This is a genomic window from Sinisalibacter lacisalsi, from assembly GCF_014640115.1.
Lineage (GTDB): Bacteria > Pseudomonadota > Alphaproteobacteria > Rhodobacterales > Rhodobacteraceae > Sinisalibacter > Sinisalibacter lacisalsi.
Map to the genome: position 1 here is coordinate 948047 of NZ_BMGI01000001.1, position 15121 is coordinate 963167.

The 15121-nt window shown below is 67.6% G+C and carries 17 protein-coding genes; 8 read left to right on the forward strand and 9 right to left on the reverse strand.

The features are described from left to right. Nucleotides 1–1596, forward strand: a complete 1596-nt coding sequence (locus IEW01_RS04735; RefSeq protein ID WP_188526427.1) for an acyl-CoA dehydrogenase family protein — start codon at nucleotides 1–3, stop codon at nucleotides 1594–1596. A gap of 88 nt (nucleotides 1597–1684) precedes the next feature. Here IEW01_RS04735 and IEW01_RS04740 read toward each other — a convergent pair whose 3' ends face one another. Genes IEW01_RS04740 through IEW01_RS04750 form a run of 3 tightly spaced genes read right to left on the reverse strand, consistent with a single transcriptional unit; the run spans nucleotide 1685 to nucleotide 4162 of the window. Beyond that, the gene (locus IEW01_RS04740; RefSeq protein WP_188526428.1) at nucleotides 1685–2596 is read right to left on the reverse strand and encodes a cation diffusion facilitator family transporter; all 912 of its coding nucleotides are present in this window, start codon (nucleotides 2594–2596) and stop codon (nucleotides 1685–1687) included. Nucleotides 2597–2654: 58 nt separating this feature from the next. Further along, nucleotides 2655–3707, reverse strand: coding sequence for a capsular polysaccharide export protein, LipB/KpsS family (locus IEW01_RS04745; RefSeq protein ID WP_188526429.1), 1053 nt, complete (start codon nucleotides 3705–3707; stop codon nucleotides 2655–2657). Continuing rightward, nucleotides 3653–4162 carry an SH3 domain-containing protein gene (locus IEW01_RS04750; RefSeq protein WP_188526430.1) on the reverse strand — a complete coding sequence of 170 codons (510 nt, stop codon included), beginning with the start codon at nucleotides 4160–4162 and terminating at the stop codon, nucleotides 3653–3655. The genes IEW01_RS04745 and IEW01_RS04750 overlap by 55 nt, the downstream gene beginning before the upstream one ends. A 119-nt stretch (nucleotides 4163–4281) precedes the next feature. On the opposite strand from IEW01_RS04750, the gene IEW01_RS04755 reads away from it, so the two are divergent. The 4 genes from IEW01_RS04755 to IEW01_RS04770 all read left to right on the forward strand — a co-directional run bounded on the left by IEW01_RS04755 (nucleotide 4282) and on the right by IEW01_RS04770 (nucleotide 7973). Then, nucleotides 4282–5268, forward strand: coding sequence for a 2-hydroxyacid dehydrogenase (locus IEW01_RS04755; protein ID WP_188526431.1), 987 nt, complete (start codon nucleotides 4282–4284; stop codon nucleotides 5266–5268). Between the two features lie 38 nt (nucleotides 5269–5306). Beyond that, nucleotides 5307–6581, forward strand: coding sequence for a PhnD/SsuA/transferrin family substrate-binding protein (locus tag IEW01_RS04760; protein ID WP_188526432.1), 1275 nt, complete (start codon nucleotides 5307–5309; stop codon nucleotides 6579–6581). Between the two features lie 153 nt (nucleotides 6582–6734). Further along, a complete protein-coding gene (locus IEW01_RS04765; RefSeq protein WP_188526433.1) occupies nucleotides 6735–7202 on the forward strand; it encodes a DsrE family protein in 468 nt (155 codons plus the stop codon). 87 nt (nucleotides 7203–7289) lie between these two features. Then, a complete protein-coding gene (locus tag IEW01_RS04770) occupies nucleotides 7290–7973 on the forward strand; it encodes a hypothetical protein (RefSeq protein WP_188526434.1) in 684 nt (227 codons plus the stop codon). 6 nt (nucleotides 7974–7979) lie between these two features. Here IEW01_RS04770 and IEW01_RS04775 read toward each other — a convergent pair whose 3' ends face one another. Continuing rightward, entirely contained in the window at nucleotides 7980–9002 is a 1023-nt protein-coding gene (locus IEW01_RS04775) for a ribose-phosphate pyrophosphokinase (RefSeq protein WP_188526435.1), read from the reverse strand. Nucleotides 9003–9118: 116 nt separating this feature from the next. Here IEW01_RS04775 and IEW01_RS04780 point away from each other — a divergent pair, with 116 nt between their 5' ends. Together IEW01_RS04780 and IEW01_RS04785 are read left to right on the forward strand one after the other, a co-directional pair. Continuing rightward, on the forward strand, nucleotides 9119–9718 hold the full coding sequence (locus IEW01_RS04780) for a 2-hydroxychromene-2-carboxylate isomerase (protein ID WP_188526436.1): 600 nt from the start codon (nucleotides 9119–9121) through the stop codon (nucleotides 9716–9718). Beyond that, nucleotides 9715–10530: an alpha/beta fold hydrolase gene (locus tag IEW01_RS04785; RefSeq protein WP_229738069.1), complete on the forward strand. Its 816-nt coding sequence runs from the start codon at nucleotides 9715–9717 to the stop codon at nucleotides 10528–10530. The genes IEW01_RS04780 and IEW01_RS04785 overlap by 4 nt, the downstream gene beginning before the upstream one ends. Nucleotides 10531–10540: 10 nt before the next feature. Here the strand turns inward: IEW01_RS04785 and IEW01_RS04790 are convergent, their stop codons facing one another. From IEW01_RS04790 to IEW01_RS04810, 5 genes are all read right to left on the reverse strand, one after another. Continuing rightward, entirely contained in the window at nucleotides 10541–11587 is a 1047-nt protein-coding gene (locus tag IEW01_RS04790) for a threonine aldolase family protein (RefSeq protein ID WP_188526437.1), read from the reverse strand. Nucleotide 11588: 1 nt separating this feature from the next. Continuing rightward, on the reverse strand, nucleotides 11589–12038 hold the full coding sequence (locus IEW01_RS04795; RefSeq protein ID WP_188526438.1) for a YcgN family cysteine cluster protein: 450 nt from the start codon (nucleotides 12036–12038) through the stop codon (nucleotides 11589–11591). A gap of 71 nt (nucleotides 12039–12109) precedes the next feature. After that, entirely contained in the window at nucleotides 12110–13048 is a 939-nt protein-coding gene (locus IEW01_RS04800; RefSeq protein ID WP_188526439.1) for a bifunctional riboflavin kinase/FAD synthetase, read from the reverse strand. 68 nt (nucleotides 13049–13116) lie between these two features. Then, nucleotides 13117–13560 (reverse strand): MaoC family dehydratase, encoded by a 444-nt coding sequence (locus IEW01_RS04805; RefSeq protein WP_188526440.1) that lies wholly within the window; start codon nucleotides 13558–13560, stop codon nucleotides 13117–13119. Nucleotides 13561–13652: 92 nt separating this feature from the next. Further along, nucleotides 13653–14525 carry a TIGR01459 family HAD-type hydrolase gene (locus tag IEW01_RS04810; protein ID WP_188526441.1) on the reverse strand — a complete coding sequence of 291 codons (873 nt, stop codon included), beginning with the start codon at nucleotides 14523–14525 and terminating at the stop codon, nucleotides 13653–13655. A 135-nt stretch (nucleotides 14526–14660) separates the two neighbouring features. Here IEW01_RS04810 and IEW01_RS04815 point away from each other — a divergent pair, with 135 nt between their 5' ends. Beyond that, nucleotides 14661–15086: a rhodanese-like domain-containing protein gene (locus tag IEW01_RS04815; protein WP_188526442.1), complete on the forward strand. Its 426-nt coding sequence runs from the start codon at nucleotides 14661–14663 to the stop codon at nucleotides 15084–15086. Nucleotides 15087–15121: the final 35 nt, after the last annotated feature.

A 15121-nucleotide genomic window follows, 5' to 3' on the forward strand; every position in this document is an offset into this window, starting at 1 on the left:
ATGAAACCCTTCTCCGCCCCCATCGACGATATCCTGTTTACGCTCAACCACGTGGCCGGCGCGCCCCGGCTTGCCGGTTACGATGCCGAACTCGCGGGCGAGATCGCCGCCCATTTCGCCGCTTTCGCCGAAGGGGTGATCGCGCCCATCGACGAGGCGGGCGATCGCGAAGGCGCCAAGCTGGTGGAGGGTCGCGTGCGCCTGCCCGAAGGCTACAAGGCGGCCTACGACGCCTTCGTCGAACAGGGCTGGACGAGCCTCACCGCGCCGGAAGACCATGGCGGGCAGGGGCTCGGCGGCGTGATCGGGGCGATCGTCTCCGAGATCGAAACCGGGGCCTCCCAGGCCTTCAACATGCTGGTCAACCTCGTGCCCGGCTCGATCCGCACGATCATGGCCTTCGGCAGCGACGATCAGAAAGCGCGCTTCATCCCGCCGATGTCCGAGGGGCGCTGGCTCGGCACCATGTGCCTGACCGAACCGGGCGCGGGCTCCGATCTCGGCCGGGTGCGCACCCGGGCGGAACAGGCGGGCGATCACTGGAGCATCACCGGTGAGAAGATCTTCATCTCCGGCGGCGACCAGGACATCTCGGAAGGCATTTTCCACCTCGTGCTCGCCCGCACCGGCGCGGCGGAAGAGGGCGTGAAAGGGTTGTCGCTCTTCGCCTGCCTCTCCGAGCGGGCCGACGGCAGCCGCAACGCCGTGCGCGTCACCCGGATCGAGGAAAAGATGGGGCTGCACGCCCAGCCCACCTGCCAGCTTGCCTTCGACGGGGCCGAGGCGGAACTGGTGGGCCGCGAGGGCGAGGGGCTGAAGGCGATGTTCACGCTGATGAACCATGCCCGGATCGACGTGGGCCTCCAGGGCGTCGCCCATGCCGCGCGGGCCTACGACATCGCCGCGTCTTACGCCGCCGAGCGGGTGCAGGGCCGGGGGCCGGACGGTGCGCCCGCGCCGATCGACCGCCATGGCGACGTGGCCCGCATGCTCGCCGAGATCGACGCCGCCGCCCTCGGGGGCCGCGCGATGGCGCACCTCGCCCTCGTCACCATGGAGGCCGGCGACGATCCCTGGCTCGTCGAGTTCCTCACCCCGGTGGTGAAGGCGCATTGCTCCGAGGCCGGCATCCGCGCGGCCGAAACCGCGATACAGGTGCTCGGCGGTTATGGCTACCTCGAGGAATACCGACTGAGCCAAGTTTACCGCGATGCCCGGATCACCACGATCTACGAGGGCGCCAACGGCATCCATGCCATGGCGCTCGCCGGGCGCTTGTTGCGGCTCGAGAACGGCGCGGCCTTCGACGCCTTCTCTCGCCTGATCGAGGCCGCCGAGCCAACCCCGGGCCTCTCGCGCGCCTATGCCGCGTGGCAGGCAGCCCGCGCCCATCTCGAAACCGGGGCCGATCCGGGGCCGGTGGCGATGCCTTTCCTCAGGCTCACCGCCCGGGTGCTCGAACAGGCGATGTGGGCGCGCATCGCCGCCGCGGCGGATCACCATCCCGATCCCGCCCGCCTGCACCGCGCCGCCGCTCTCGTGGCCCGCCAGGCCGCCCGCGCCGAAGCCGACCTTGCCGAGATCACCGAAGCCTGAGCCTTCTTGGGTCCGCAAATACCTCGGGGGAGCGCGAGGGGGCAGCGCCCCCTCGCATCGGTCGCCCCGGGCGAAGCCGGGGGCGAAATCAACGCCGCGAGGGGTCTTCGGGGTGCGGTGTCACGCCGACGGGGTCCTGGTGGATCATCACGTCACTGTCGGGATAGGCATACAGGATCGCCCGGCGCAACGCGGCGGCGATGGCGTGGGTTTCGTTCAGGGTCTTCTTCCCGTCGAGTTCGACATGAACGGTGACGAAAAGCTTCGAGCCCGCCGTGCGGGTCTTGAGATCATGGAACCCCTGCACACCCGGAAAGCCGTCGATCACCGCCTGGACCCCGGTCACCACCTCTTCTGGCGCGGAACGGTCCATCAACGCGTCCCACGCGCCCTTGAAGATACGCAGCGCGCCCACCGCCAGCATCGCCCCGGCGCCGAGCGCCACCACGCTGTCGATCTGGTTCAGGCCGAGCGCCGCCGAGGCCCAGAGCGACAGGAGCGCGCCGATGTTGGGCAGGAGATCTCCGAGGTAATGCAGGCTGTCGGCCTTCACCACGCGCGAGCCGGTGCGCCTTGCCACGTGGCGCTGCCAGAGCACGAGGCCGAGCGTGAGCGCGACGGAGATCGCCATCACCACCATCCCCCGGCTCTGGTTGAGGAGGGGTTCAGGGGCTTCGGCCAGCAGCCGCGCCACCGCCGCCCAGGCGATCACACCGGCGGAGACGAGGATGAACACCGATTGGGCGAGCGCCGCGAGGTCTTCGGCGGAGGTGTGGCCATAGGTGTGGTCTTCGTCGGCGGGGCGGGCGGCGTAGGCGATGGCGGCGAGCGCGCCGAGTGACACCATCAGGTCCATCGCGCTGTCGGCGAGCGAAGCCGCGACCGAGAGCGCATGGGTCTCGCCCAGGGCCCAGAGCTTCAGCCCCACGAGCACGGCGGCAACGGTGACCGAGGCGACCCCGGCGGAGAGATTCATCGTGGTGTTCTCGCGCATCCGCATCGCTCCGGCTTCGAGGCCGCATCTAGCCCCGTCCGATGTTCAAGGGCAAGTGCCGGACTCAGAGGAAGGTTTTTTCGCGGATCCGCGCCACCGCCCGCGCGGCGAAATTGCTCTTGGCTTCTTCCAGCATGTTGCGATGCAGGAACCAGTAGAAGAACTTCTCGTAAGGAAAGCCCTCCATCGCGTCCGGCCCGTAATCGAGCGCGTCGCGCAGGTCGCCCGCCGTCTTCGCCGTGAGCGTGGCGTGACGGTAATCGGACTTACCGCAGGTCACCACCGTTTTCTTCTGCATCAACGCCTCGAACCCGGCGCCGGAATTCTGCGTCACCACCACCCGTGCGGCCTCGATCAGGTCATGCACCGAGGCTTCCGAAACGCGCACGTTCTGGTAATCCTGCGCCACCGCCATCAGGTCGCGCCGGGCCGCCTTCGATTGCCCGGGGTGCAGCTTGACGTAGACCAGCTTCGAACGATCGAACTCGGCCGTGGTGCGGATCATCTGCTCGTTGCCGAGATAATGCGCGCGGTTGCGCAAACCCTCGATCTCCTGGGTGAACACCACCGCGTGCGCAGGTTCGAGAAAGCCCGGCATCCGCGCCGGCTGCGGCGCTTTCGAGACGTTCTCACGCAGCATCCAGCCGGCGACACCGTTGAAGAAGTATTCCGCGTGCCCGCGATGCACCCGTTCGGGGCAGAATTGCGAGAGCCGAAGCGAGGAATTCCAGAACACCCCGATCTCGTCGAGATACCAGAACCCGACGATGTAACCCTGTTCGACATGCAGCGTATCCGGGCCATAGCCGGGCATGTCGCCCATCATCACGTGGATATGTTCCGTCCCCGGTTCGCGCAGGATTTCCGCCGGTTTCGATCGCGCCTTTACCAGCCGGGCCTCGACACCCTGATGCGCAAGTTCGCCCACCAGCTTGGGCCAGAACCCGTCCGCCCCGTCGCGGACCGGGTCGATCCAGCCCGCGTCGGCGTGGATGACCACCAGCCGCCGCCCGGCCCGGTTCAGGCTCTTCGCCGCGGCCGGGGTGGAAACCTCTTCGATCCCTAGTCGAAAACCTCGTCCGGCCGCACGCCCCACAAACCTTGCTTCACCATCCATCCTTTCAACCCCTCGACACGAACCCTGCACCATTCAAGCGCACATTCATCGAACGCGACGATCACTCCGGCCTCGAGCCGTGCGAGGACCGACGACCCGGTATCGGTGCGCGAATAGAGCGGCGCCAGATCGGCCTCCACCAGCCCCGTCCGGGCACCCGACAAAAGCGCGTAATGCACCCAGCCGCCCATTCCGTCGCGGTCCCGCACCCGGCGCCAGTGGCCGAACTCCCCGATGATCTCGATCGGCATCCCGCGCCGGGTGAACACCCAGTCGATCCGGTGCGTGAGCGACGGCCCGCGGCGCACGTTGGCTTCGGTCGCCTTGAGCGAAACGAACCGGGGAAGGGGAAGGTTGGTGACGGGGCCGCGGTCGAGCGCAATCGCCGATCCGGCCAGCGCGAGCGTCATCGCCAATGCGATCGACGCAAGCCGCACCTGTCCCGTGCTGTTCATGTCCTGCCCACCTGACGCGTTGTTTTCGTTGTCTTTCGCCTTGCGGCGCTTGTGCCTCATCGCGTTCGCTGCCACCATGCCAGCGGGAGAGGCACGAGGCAAGATAACGGAGGAGCCGGATGGCCATACAGCGGCTGAGTGTTGTCGTAACGCGACGGTTGCCGGAGCCGGTGGAGGCGCGTCTCGGCGAGTTGTTCGACGTGACGTTGAACGAGACCGACAGGCCGATGAGCCGCGAGGCTCTGGCCGATGCGATGCGAAGCGCGGATGTTCTGGTGCCTACCCTCACCGACCGGATCGACCAGGGTCTGATCGCGCAGGCGGGCGAAAAGCTCAAGCTCATCGCCAATTACGGCGCCGGGGTCGATCACATCGACGTCGCCACCGCGCGCCAGCGCGGGGTGCTGGTGACCAACACCCCCGGCGTGGTGTCGGATGACACCGCCGACATGACCATGGCACTCGTTCTCGCGATCACCCGCCGCATCCCCGAAGGGCTCGCGCTGATGCAGGCGGGCGACTGGCAGGGTTGGTCGCCGATGGCGATGCTCGGCGGGCGGATCGCCGGCCGCAAGCTCGGCATCCTCGGAATGGGCCGGGTTGGGCAGGCCGTGGCGCGCCGGGCGCGCTGCTTCGGCATGGAGGTGCATTACCACAACCGCCGCCGCCTGCACCCCGACATCGAGGCCGAGCACGAGGCGACCTTCTGGGACAGCCTCGACCAGATGGTGAGCCGGGTCGATATCCTGTCGATCAATTGTCCGCACACGCCGTCGACCTTCCACCTGATGAACGCCCGCCGCCTGAAGCTGATGAAGCCCGACGCGGTGATCGTGAACACCTCGCGCGGCGAGGTGATCGACGAGAACGCGCTCACCCGGATGCTGCGCGCGGGCGAGATCGCGGGGGCGGGGCTCGACGTGTTCGAGCATGGCACGGACGTGAACCCGCGCCTGCGCGCCCTGCCCAACGTGGTGCTCCTGCCGCACATGGGCTCGGCCACCCGCGAGGGCCGGATCGAGATGGGTGAGAAGGTGCTCGTCAACGTCAAGACTTTCGCCGACGGTCACCGCCCGCCCGATCTGGTCGTGCCGGCGATGCTCTGAGACCTCTGCATTTGCTTTCGTGCGCCCCCCCGGGCAAGATGTCGCAGGGAGGACAGAAGGGCATGGGCGCGCTGCACCGATGGTTGCTGGTGGCTGTCACCGCCATTGTTGCCGGGATGCCGGGGCACGGCGCGGCGCAGGACGCGCCCGGCTGGGGCGTGGTCAATGTCGGCGTGCTCGCCCATCGCGGCACCAGCGATTTCGAGGCGACCTGGGCGCCCTTGCGCGGCTATCTCGACGAGGCGGTGCCCGGCTGGCGCTTCCAGTTCACCCCGGTCACGCTGGTCTCTGCCCGTGGCCAGCTCGAAACCCGCAACCTCGACTTCCTGATAACCAACCCCGGCCACTACATCACGCTGGAGCGTGATTTTCCGATGAGCGTGCTGGCCACGCGGGTGCGTCGCACGCCTTCGGGCGAAGAGACCCGCGCCTTCGGCAGCGTGATCTTCACCGCCGCGGGGTCCGGTGTGCAGGCGCTGCGCGATATCGAGGGCCGCTCGGTCATCGCGGTCGATGCCGCCGCTTTCGGGGGCTTCCAGGTGGCCTGGGACGAGTTCGCCAAACAGGGGATCGACCTGTTCCGCGACCCCGCGAACCTGACCTTCGCGGGTTTCCCGCAGGACCGGATCGTCACCCAAGTGCTCGCGGGGCGCGCGGATGTGGGGATCGTGCGCAGCGGGCTGATCGAGGCGATGGCGCGCGAGGGACGGATCTCGCTGGCCGACGTGGTGGTGCTGAACGCCAATGCCGACTACGCGCATCCCGACCAGCTGAGCACCCGGCTCTATCCCGAATGGCCCTTCCTCGCGCTTGCCGGCATTGATCCGAGCCTGCGCAATGCCGTGGCGAGGGCCCTGCTTGCGACCAGCGCGGCAGACGCGGCGCTCGCCGATGTCTGGGATGCGCCGGTCAGTTACCACGCGGTGCGAGACCTTCTGGCCGGCTACGATGCCGCCCGTGCCGGCACCCGCCCCGCCGAGCCCGGCCCGATCCGGTGGGCGGTCCTGGCCGCGCTGCTTCTCCCGGCCCTCGGGGCGGGGCTGTTCTGGGTGCGGCGGTTGCGGTCAGGCCGGCGCGCGCCCGAAGTGTCCGAGGTGGATCTGCAGCCGGAGCCGCCCGACTTTCCCGCCCTCACCCGTCGCGAGGCCGAGATCCTCGCACAGATCTGCAATGGCCACTCCACCAAGCAGATCGCGCAGGCGCTCGGGATCAGTCCCAAGACGGTCGAGTTCCACCGTTCGAACCTTCTGCGGAAGTTCGGGGTGCATTCGTCGCTTCAGCTTGTGAAACTGGCGGCGGAGGCGGCAACCTAGGGATTCCCCCAGTATGTTTTGCGGCTATACAAGTGAAGCTGCCAGTAGCCCGATGACCGACCCCGTGTCAGGCTCGAACGGCTGCGGGATCGGATCTCTTCCCGCAAGCACTCGAAAACGATCCAAAAAAAACGAAAGATCACGGGAGGAAACATGAAACATCTCACCAAGCTATTCTGGACCCTGGCGCTCGCCCTGTTCGGGCTGACCGCCACGCTGGACAGCGCCGATGCGGCTTCGGATCGCTACGCCACGCAGAAGGCCGTCTATCACATCAACACCAACGGCGGCGAAGGCGATGCCTATTACATCGGCGCGCTGCGCAACATCCAGAACCACCTCAACGCGGTGGGCGCCGAAAACATGGAGCTTCGCGTGGTGCTGCACGGCAATGGGGTGAACCTGCTCGCCAACGCGCTCAGCAACGAGACGCTGCAGACGCGGGTGGTTGAACTCAAGGGGCAGAGCGTGGCGTTCGTCGTTTGCAACAACACCCTCGTGGGCCGCAACATCGACCCGGACAATGATCTGTTCGACGTCTGGGAAGAGGATATCGTGCCCTCCGGCGTGGCCGAGCTTTCCCACCTCCAGCAGCAGGGATACACCTACGTCAAACCTTGACGCGACCGCATGCCCCGCGCACCATCGCGGGGAACGCGGACGGATGACGGGCGGCCTTCCGGTCGCCCGTTTTCGCGCCGCCCCGCCATGAGGAACGCCCCGATGCCGTCGCTCGCCCGCCTCGCCGTGCTCGCCACCCTCGCGCTTCTCGCTGCCTGCGCACGCCCGCTCACGCCGAACGAAACGGTCGCGGCCAAGGCGCTGTTCGGCGACACGCTCGACGCCGAGGCGGTGAAAGTGCGCGCCGGAGTGGGGCTCCTGCCGCTCCCGCGCGAACCGCAACCGGACCCCGACGCCGAGGCGCCCGCCGCCGTCACCCCGCCCCCGGGCCTGTGCGAGCGCAAGCAGAGCACCCGCCGCGTCTGGCGCTGGCCCGCCGCCTTCGTGCTGCAGAACGACGTCTTCTTTTCCTACGATTACTACCCGCACGACGCCTTCCGGGGATTCCCCCGGAGCGTGCCCTACCCGGCGTCGGTGATCATGGCGCATGAACTGGTGCACGTGTGGCAATGGCAGAACCGCGCCCACACCGGTTACAGCCCGACCCGCGCGGCGGGCGAGACGGTGGCGAACGTCGATCCCTACTGGTTCACCGCCAACCCCGAGGCCGAGTTTTTCAGGCTGGGCTACGAGCAACAGGGGGCGATGGTGCAGGATTTCGTCTGTTACGCGATGTTCGACAGCCAGAGCCCGCGTCTTGGCGAACTGGCTGAAGTCCTGCGTCCGGTGCTGCCGGTCGACGACTTCCTTGCGCTTCTGCCCCGGCGCTGACCGGGCTCAGAACGCGCCGGCGTAATGCGTCTCGTAGAGCGGCTCCAGCGTGGGATCGTCGAACAGCGAGGAAACGCTGGTGCCGCCCCAGATGTTTAGGATCGCCTGCGCAAAGAGCGGCGCGGTGGCCACGACGCGGATATTCTCCGCCTCCAGAACCTGCGGCGTGGGCTGGATCGAGTCGGTGATGACGAGGCTTTTCATCGACGAATTCGCGACCCGCTCCACCGCCGAACCCGACATCACGCCATGGGTGATATAGGCGTGCACCTCCTTGGCGCCGCTCTCGCGCAGAAGCTCCGCCGCTTTCACCAGCGTGCCCGCGGTGTCGCAGATGTCGTCGACGATGATGCAACGCTTGCCCGAAACGTCGCCGATCACGGTCATGTCCGCCACTTCGCCGGGCTTCTCGCGCCGCTTGTCGACAATGGCGAGCGGGGCGTTGATCCGCTTGGCCAGTTCGCGCGCCCGTGCCACGCCGCCGACATCGGGGCTGACCACCATCACCTCGTCGAGACAGTCGCGGAAATGGTGCTTTATATCGAGCGAGAAGATCGGCGAGGCATAGAGGTTGTCGACCGGGATATCGAAGAAGCCCTGGATCTGGGCAGCGTGCAGATCCATCGTCAGAACCCGCTCGATGCCCGACTGCGCAATCATGTTGGCCACGAGCTTGGCGCTGATCGGGGTGCGCGCCCGCGAGCGGCGATCCTGCCGCGCGTAGCCGAAATAGGGGATCACCGCGGTGATCCGCGCCGCCGAGGAGCGGCGCAGCGTGTCGGCGATGATCAGGAGTTCCATCAGGTTGTCGTTCGCCGGGTTCGAGGTCGGCTGGATGATGAACATGTCCTCGCCGCGCACGTTCTCGTGGATCTCGACGAAGATCTCCTGGTCGTTGAACCGTTCGACCCTTGCGCTGACGAGTTCGACCTTCGCGCCCCGGTGGATCGACATGCGCCGGGCGACGGCCTCGGCGAGCTTGCGGTTGGCGTTGCCGGAGATGAGCTTGGGTTCGTTGATCGCAGCCATGTGGTTCGGTTCCCGATGTGGTCTTGAGCTGTAACAGAATCGCGAAACCGCGACGTTGACTCCGCTTAGCACCGGGTTAGGCTCAAGGCCACCGCAAGGGCCCCGGGAGGCGCAAAATGCAACGCGTGGATTACTACTTCAGCACGATTTCCCCCTATACATACCTCGCCGGACCCCGTTTCGCCGCGCTTGCCGCCCGCCACGGGCTGGACGTTCGTTGGAAACCGCTCGACATCGTGGGGCTCTACGGGCGCACCGGTGGCACCCTGCCCGCCGAGCGCCATCCCTCCCGCCAGGCCTACCGGCTGGCCGATCTTTCCCGTCAGGCCGCGCGCGCGGGCCTCGCGATCAACGTGGAGCCCGCCTTTTTCCCGACCAACCCGGCGCCCGCGTCCTATGCCATCATCGCCGCGCAGGAGGCCGGCGGCGGCGACATGTTCGCGCTGGTGCAGGGCATTCTCGCCGCCTGCTGGGCGGGCGAGCAGAACATCGCCGAGGACGGCGTGATCAAGGCGGCGCTGGAGGCGTCGGGATTCGATCCCGCACTCGCCGACAGCGGGCTGTTCACCGGCGCCGAAACCTACGGGCGCAACCTCGAAGAGGCAGTGCGCGCGGGCGTGTTCGGCGCGCCCTCATGGGTCACGACCGACGGCGCGCTGTTCTGGGGGCAAGACCGTCTGGATGACCTCGATGTGCACCTCTCGGGCCTGACGTGAGCACCACCGAAACCCGCAAGATCGCCGGGTTTCCAACCCACGTGCTGCGCCTCGGGCGGGGCGTCCGGCGCGCGCTCTTCATCCATTGCACGCTTGGCCATGTCGCCACGTGGTCACCCGTGCAGGCCGCGCTCCTCGACAAGCTGGCGATGACTTCCTTCGACAGGCCCAGCCATGGCAAGAGCGGCGATTGGTCCGGCGAGGGCGGGGCCTGGGGCCTGCACGATCTGACCACCCGGATCGCCGCGGCGCTGATCGACAAGCGCGCCGACATCGTCGGCCACAGCTACGGCGCCACCGTGGCCCTGCGCCTCGCGATGGAGCGGCCGGGGATGGTGCGCAGCCTCACCCTGATCGAGCCGCCGCTGTTCGCGCTGGCCCGGGGCACACCGGCCCACGAGGCGCACATGGCGGCGATGGCCGGCTTCGGCACGGCGCTGGAAGCGGGCGACCGGGAGGCGGCCGCGCGCATCTTCCAGAGCGCGATGAACCCCGAAGCGCCGTGGGAGGGCCTGCCCGAGCGCGCCCGGGCCCGGCTCGCGGGCCGGATCGAGCGGATCGCCGAGGAGCGCGGTGTGACCCTCGACGACGCGCCGGGCCTGACCCTGCCCGGGCGGATCGAGGCGCTCGGTCTGCCGGTGCTCCTGATCGAGGGCAGCGCCGCGCCGCCGATCGTGCGCGCGGTGCACGAGGCGCTTGCCGCCCGGTTGCCGCAGGCGCAACGGGTGATGATCGCCGGCGCGGGGCACATGTCGCCGCTCACCCATCCCGAGGGCGTGGCGGGCGAGATCGCGGCATTCCTGAAGGTCTGAGGCGCCTGCCTCAGCCCCTCACCAGTTCCACGAACCGGTCGATATCCTCGTCGCGTGCGGCCCAGTCGGTGACCATACGGGCGGTGAGCATCTCGTCGGGGTCATCCCCTTCCAGCTCGCTTTCCCAAAGGTAATACTGCGCGCCCGCATCGTGCAGCCGCCGATGCCCCGCGCGCGACCAGGCGGCAAACGACGTGTTGGCTTCGGGCGGATAGAGATAGGCCACCCCCGGCACGGCCCGCAGACCGGCCGAAAGCCGGGCCTGCGCGGCGTTGGCGGCGCGCGCCGTTTCGAGCCAGAGCCCGTCTTCGAGATAGGCCAGCATCTGCGCCGAAAGGAAGCGGTGCTTGGAGAACAGGTGCGCGCCGCGCTTGCGCCGCAGTTCGAATTCCCAGGCTTTCGCCGGGTCGAAGAAGATCACCGCTTCAACTCCGATGAGGCCGTTCTTGGTGCCGCCGAAGCTGACAGCGTCAACGCCCGCCTTCCAGGTCATCTCCGCCGGGCTCGCCCCCGTCGCCACCAGGGCGTTGGCAAAGCGTGCGCCGTCGAGATGCACCGGGAGGCCGTAGCCCTTCGCCACCGCCGCCAGCGCCGCCACCTCGGCCGCGCTGTAGACGGTGCCGCGCTCGGTGACGTTGGTGATCGAGACCGGCCCGCGCTGTGGCCCGTGCACGCCCCGGCTCTCCTCGATCGCGATCGCCGCGTCGAGCACCTCGGGGGTCATCTTCTCGCTGTCGCCCACGAGGGTCAGCTTGGCGCCGCCGGTGTAGAACTCGGGCGCGTTGCACTCGTCTTCATGGATATGCGCCACCGGCGAGCAGAACACCGTCTGGAACGGCTGGCACAGCGTCGCCAGTGCCAGCGAGTTTGCCGCCGTGCCGGTGGCCACGAGGTAGACCGCGGCCTCCGGCGCCTCGAAGATCTCGCGGATCCGCGTCCGCACCTCCGCCATCAGCGCATCCGCGCCGTAGGGCAGGGCGTAGCCCTCGTTCGCCGCGACCATCGCCTGCATCACCTTCGGATGCACGGGGCCGGAATTGTCGGAAGCGAAATGCATGTCAGAGCTCCTCGTCGATCACGTAATCTTCCCAATCCTCTTCCGGCACCTCGAACTCGGGCACCGTGCGCCCGCGCATCGAATGACCCTCGTGCACGCTGGCGGGGTCGCCTGTCAGCAGCGGGTGCCAGTCGGGCAGGGGTTTGCCTTCGTGACGCAGCCGGTAGGCGCAGGTTGCGGGCATGAAATAGCCCACCTTGTCCATCGTCTCGGGGCTGAGAACGATGCATTCGGGCACGAATTGCAGCCGGATATCGTATTGACCGCAGCGGCAGGTTTCATCGTCGAACAGCCGGCAGGCCACGCGGGTGAACACCACCTGGCCACTGTCCTCGTCCTCGAGCTTGTTCAGGCAGCACTTGCCGCAGCCATCGCAGAGCGCCTCCCATTCGGACGGCGTGAGGCTGTCGAGCGGCAGTTCCCAGAATTTCTTGCGCGGCTGAGTCGTCATCGCGGCACACTCGCGCAAGGCCAATGGAAAGAAAACCCCGCCGCTTCATCCTGGCCCAAATACCCCGGGCCTCACATTGCCGCGAGAACGCGGCGTGCCTTGGCGCAATCGGCATCCATCTGCGCGATCAGGGCCTCGAGCGAGTCGAATTTCTCCTCGGGCCGCAGGTAGTCGATCAGCGCGACCGAAAGGTGCGCGTCGTAGAGATCGCCCTTGAAGTCGAACAGGTAGCTTTCGAGGTTGGGCAGGTTCTCGCCAAACATCGGCCGCACCCCGAGGCTCGCCGCGCCGCCATAGCTGCCCGCGTGCGGCCCGGTGAGCACGTCCACCTTCACCACGTAAACCCCGAAGCGCGGCGGGTGCAGGCCGGTGATCGACATGTTGGCGGTGGGATAGCCCAGATCGCGCCCGCGCTGGTCGCCGCGGATCACCTTGCCGTCGATCCGGTGCCAGTGGCCGAGCATCCGCGCGGCATCGCCGGGGCGGCCCTCGGTGAGCGCCTGGCGGATCGCGGTGGAGCTGATTTCCTCGCCGGTGTCGTGCATCAGGGGCGCGACGGTGACGCCGAAGCCGAGCGTGCGGCCGAACTCGACGAGATCGCCGGCATCCCCGGCCCGGCCCTTGCCGAAGTGGAAATCCTCGCCCACCACGACATGGTTCAGGCCAAGCCCGTCGACGATCACCCGGGCGGCGAAATCCCGCGGCGTCAGCGCCGACAACGTGTCGTTGAACGACAGCTCGTAGAGCTTTTCGACGCCGAGCCACTCGAGGCGGTGCGCGCGCGCCTCGGAATTCATCAGCCGGAACGGCGGCGCCTTGGGGGCGAAATACTCGCGCGGATGCGGTTCGAAGGTCATCACCCCGAGCGGCGCGCTGGTCTGCGCGGCGTTCGCGCGCGCGATCTCGATGACGTATTGGTGGCCCCGGTGCACGCCGTCGAAATTGCCGATGGCCGCCGAGGCGCCACGGTCTTCCGCTTCAACGAATTGCCAGTCTCTCACGATCCGCATGGGGCCAGTTAGCCCGCGGACGCGGGCGGCGCAAGATACCTTTGCCGCGCCGCGCGGGCCTGTGCGGCTCAGTCGAACTTCGCCGAGGGCGCAAGCACCGTGGCCTCGCCCTTGAGCACCAGCTTGTGGCCGACGTGGCACTCGGTCTTGAGCTGCACCCGGCGCTTGGAGTAGTCGATCTCCATCACCGTCACCTCCGCGCGCACCGTGTCGCCGGGGCGCACCGGGGCGATGAACTTGAGGTTCTGGCCGAGGTAGACGGTGCCATGCCCCGGAAGCTGCTCGCCGATCACCGCCGAGATCAGCCCGGCGGTGAGCATGCCATGGGCGATGCGGCCTTCGAAGATCGTGTCCTGCGCGTAATCATCGTCGAGGTGGACCGGGTTCCGGTCGGTCGAGACCTCGGCGAAAAGCTCGATGTCGCGGTCGGTGACCTCTTTGGTGAGATGGCGCATCATGCCGATCTCGAGATCCTCGATGCAGATCGTGCCGCGGGGCAGGTTGTCCAACATCCGGTCCTCCGGGTAATAATCTCACGCCTGACGGGCGATGTCGGCAACAAGATTACTTTGCAGCCGCAGAAAATCAAGCCCCGGTTTTTGCGCTAACGCAGAAAGCCCATGGCGAAGGTCGGCGTGACCATTTCTTCTGCAACGAAGGAGTCGAGCGCCGCCGCATCGGGCTGGCGGTCGGTGCCGGTCGCTTGCGCGGCGAGCCCGCCGGTGATGAAGAGGGAATCGAGATCCTCCCCCTGCGCGCCCTGAATGTCGGTGCGGATTCCATCGCCCACCGCGAGCATCCGGGTGTTGTCGGATGCCTTGCCGAGCGCGGCGAGACGGGCGCGCACGAGATCGTAGATCGCGGGGTGGGGCTTGCCGAAATAGAGGCTCTCGCCGCCCATCTCGGTGTAGAGCGCGGCCACCGCGCCGGCGCACCATTCACGCACATCGCCCCGGTCGACGACGATATCGGGGTTGGCGCAGAGCAGCTTGAGGCCCTTCTGCTTGGCGTAGAGCAGTTGCGGGCGCAGATCGGCGGGATCGGCCAGCGGGTCGAACGGGCCGGTGCAGACAATGCCCTCGGCCTCTTCGAGCGGTACGCGGGTGATCTCGACCGGGTTTTCGACCAGCGTCGCAGGTTCGAAGAACACCGCGTCACGCGTTTCGCCCATGAACCAGACCTTCTCGCCCACCGTGCCGCGATACATCGCCACGCGCGCCGCGTCGCCGGAGGAGGCGATATCGTCCCAGGAATCGCGCGGCAGGCCCATTTCGTCGAGCTGCGCGCGCACGGCGCTGCGCTGGCGCGGCGCGTTGGTGACGAGAATCACCGTGCCGCCAGACGCGCGGAAGCGTTGCAGGGCCGCCACGGCTTCGGGCAAGGGGCGGATGCCGTCATGCACGCAGCCCCAGAGATCGCAGAGCAGAACGTCATAGGGGGCGGAGATTTCGTCGAGTCGCTCGATGATGCGGGTCATGGTGGCTCCTTTCGACGCCGTTGTGCCCGCGCGCCGGGCAAAAGGGAAGGGGCGACGCTCACGCGGTCGTGGCTTGGCAATTGCGACCGGAGCACACATATAGGGTTAAATGAATATGAAACTCGGGAAGCGATCATGAGCACCATCACCAAGCGAACATTCCTCGGCATCGGTCTTGGCGCCGTCGCCGGCGCCGCCGGCATCGGCTATGCGATGACCAATGTGAGCGCCGCGGGCTTTGAACACCGTTTCATGACGGTCGAGGAGATGCAGGCCACCGGCGGGCTGATCGTCGATATTCGCACCCCGCCCGAATGGGTCGAGACCGGGGTGATCGACGGCGCCCGGCTCGTCACCTTCAACGATCCGGCCAGCTTTCTCGCCCGCGTCGGCCCCGAGATCGCCGATGGCCGCGACCTCGTGCTGATCTGCCGTTCGGGCAACCGCACGTCTGCCGCCGCGCGCGCGCTGGAGGGCAGGATTCCCAACCGCATCGTTTCGGTCGACGGCGGTATGGGCAAGGTGATCAGCGACGGTTACAAAACCGTGCCGCCGAGTTGACCGGCCGCGACTTCGGGGGTTGACCTGCGGCCCTG

Coding starts and splice junctions, on each gene's coding strand:
- IEW01_RS04735 (WP_188526427.1), top strand. CDS start 1: ATGAAACCCTTCTCCGCCCCCATCGACGATATCCTGTTTACGCTCAAC.
- IEW01_RS04740 (WP_188526428.1), bottom strand. CDS start 2,596: ATGCGGATGCGCGAGAACACCACGATGAATCTCTCCGCCGGGGTCGCC.
- IEW01_RS04745 (WP_188526429.1), bottom strand. CDS start 3,707: ATGGATGGTGAAGCAAGGTTTGTGGGGCGTGCGGCCGGACGAGGTTTT.
- IEW01_RS04750 (WP_188526430.1), bottom strand. CDS start 4,162: ATGAACAGCACGGGACAGGTGCGGCTTGCGTCGATCGCATTGGCGATG.
- IEW01_RS04755 (WP_188526431.1), top strand. CDS start 4,282: ATGGCCATACAGCGGCTGAGTGTTGTCGTAACGCGACGGTTGCCGGAG.
- IEW01_RS04760 (WP_188526432.1), top strand. CDS start 5,307: ATGTCGCAGGGAGGACAGAAGGGCATGGGCGCGCTGCACCGATGGTTG.
- IEW01_RS04765 (WP_188526433.1), top strand. CDS start 6,735: ATGAAACATCTCACCAAGCTATTCTGGACCCTGGCGCTCGCCCTGTTC.
- IEW01_RS04770 (WP_188526434.1), top strand. CDS start 7,290: ATGAGGAACGCCCCGATGCCGTCGCTCGCCCGCCTCGCCGTGCTCGCC.
- IEW01_RS04775 (WP_188526435.1), bottom strand. CDS start 9,002: ATGGCTGCGATCAACGAACCCAAGCTCATCTCCGGCAACGCCAACCGC.
- IEW01_RS04780 (WP_188526436.1), top strand. CDS start 9,119: ATGCAACGCGTGGATTACTACTTCAGCACGATTTCCCCCTATACATAC.
- IEW01_RS04790 (WP_188526437.1), bottom strand. CDS start 11,587: ATGCATTTCGCTTCCGACAATTCCGGCCCCGTGCATCCGAAGGTGATG.
- IEW01_RS04795 (WP_188526438.1), bottom strand. CDS start 12,038: ATGACGACTCAGCCGCGCAAGAAATTCTGGGAACTGCCGCTCGACAGC.
- IEW01_RS04800 (WP_188526439.1), bottom strand. CDS start 13,048: ATGCGGATCGTGAGAGACTGGCAATTCGTTGAAGCGGAAGACCGTGGC.
- IEW01_RS04805 (WP_188526440.1), bottom strand. CDS start 13,560: ATGTTGGACAACCTGCCCCGCGGCACGATCTGCATCGAGGATCTCGAG.
- IEW01_RS04810 (WP_188526441.1), bottom strand. CDS start 14,525: ATGACCCGCATCATCGAGCGACTCGACGAAATCTCCGCCCCCTATGAC.
- IEW01_RS04815 (WP_188526442.1), top strand. CDS start 14,661: ATGAGCACCATCACCAAGCGAACATTCCTCGGCATCGGTCTTGGCGCC.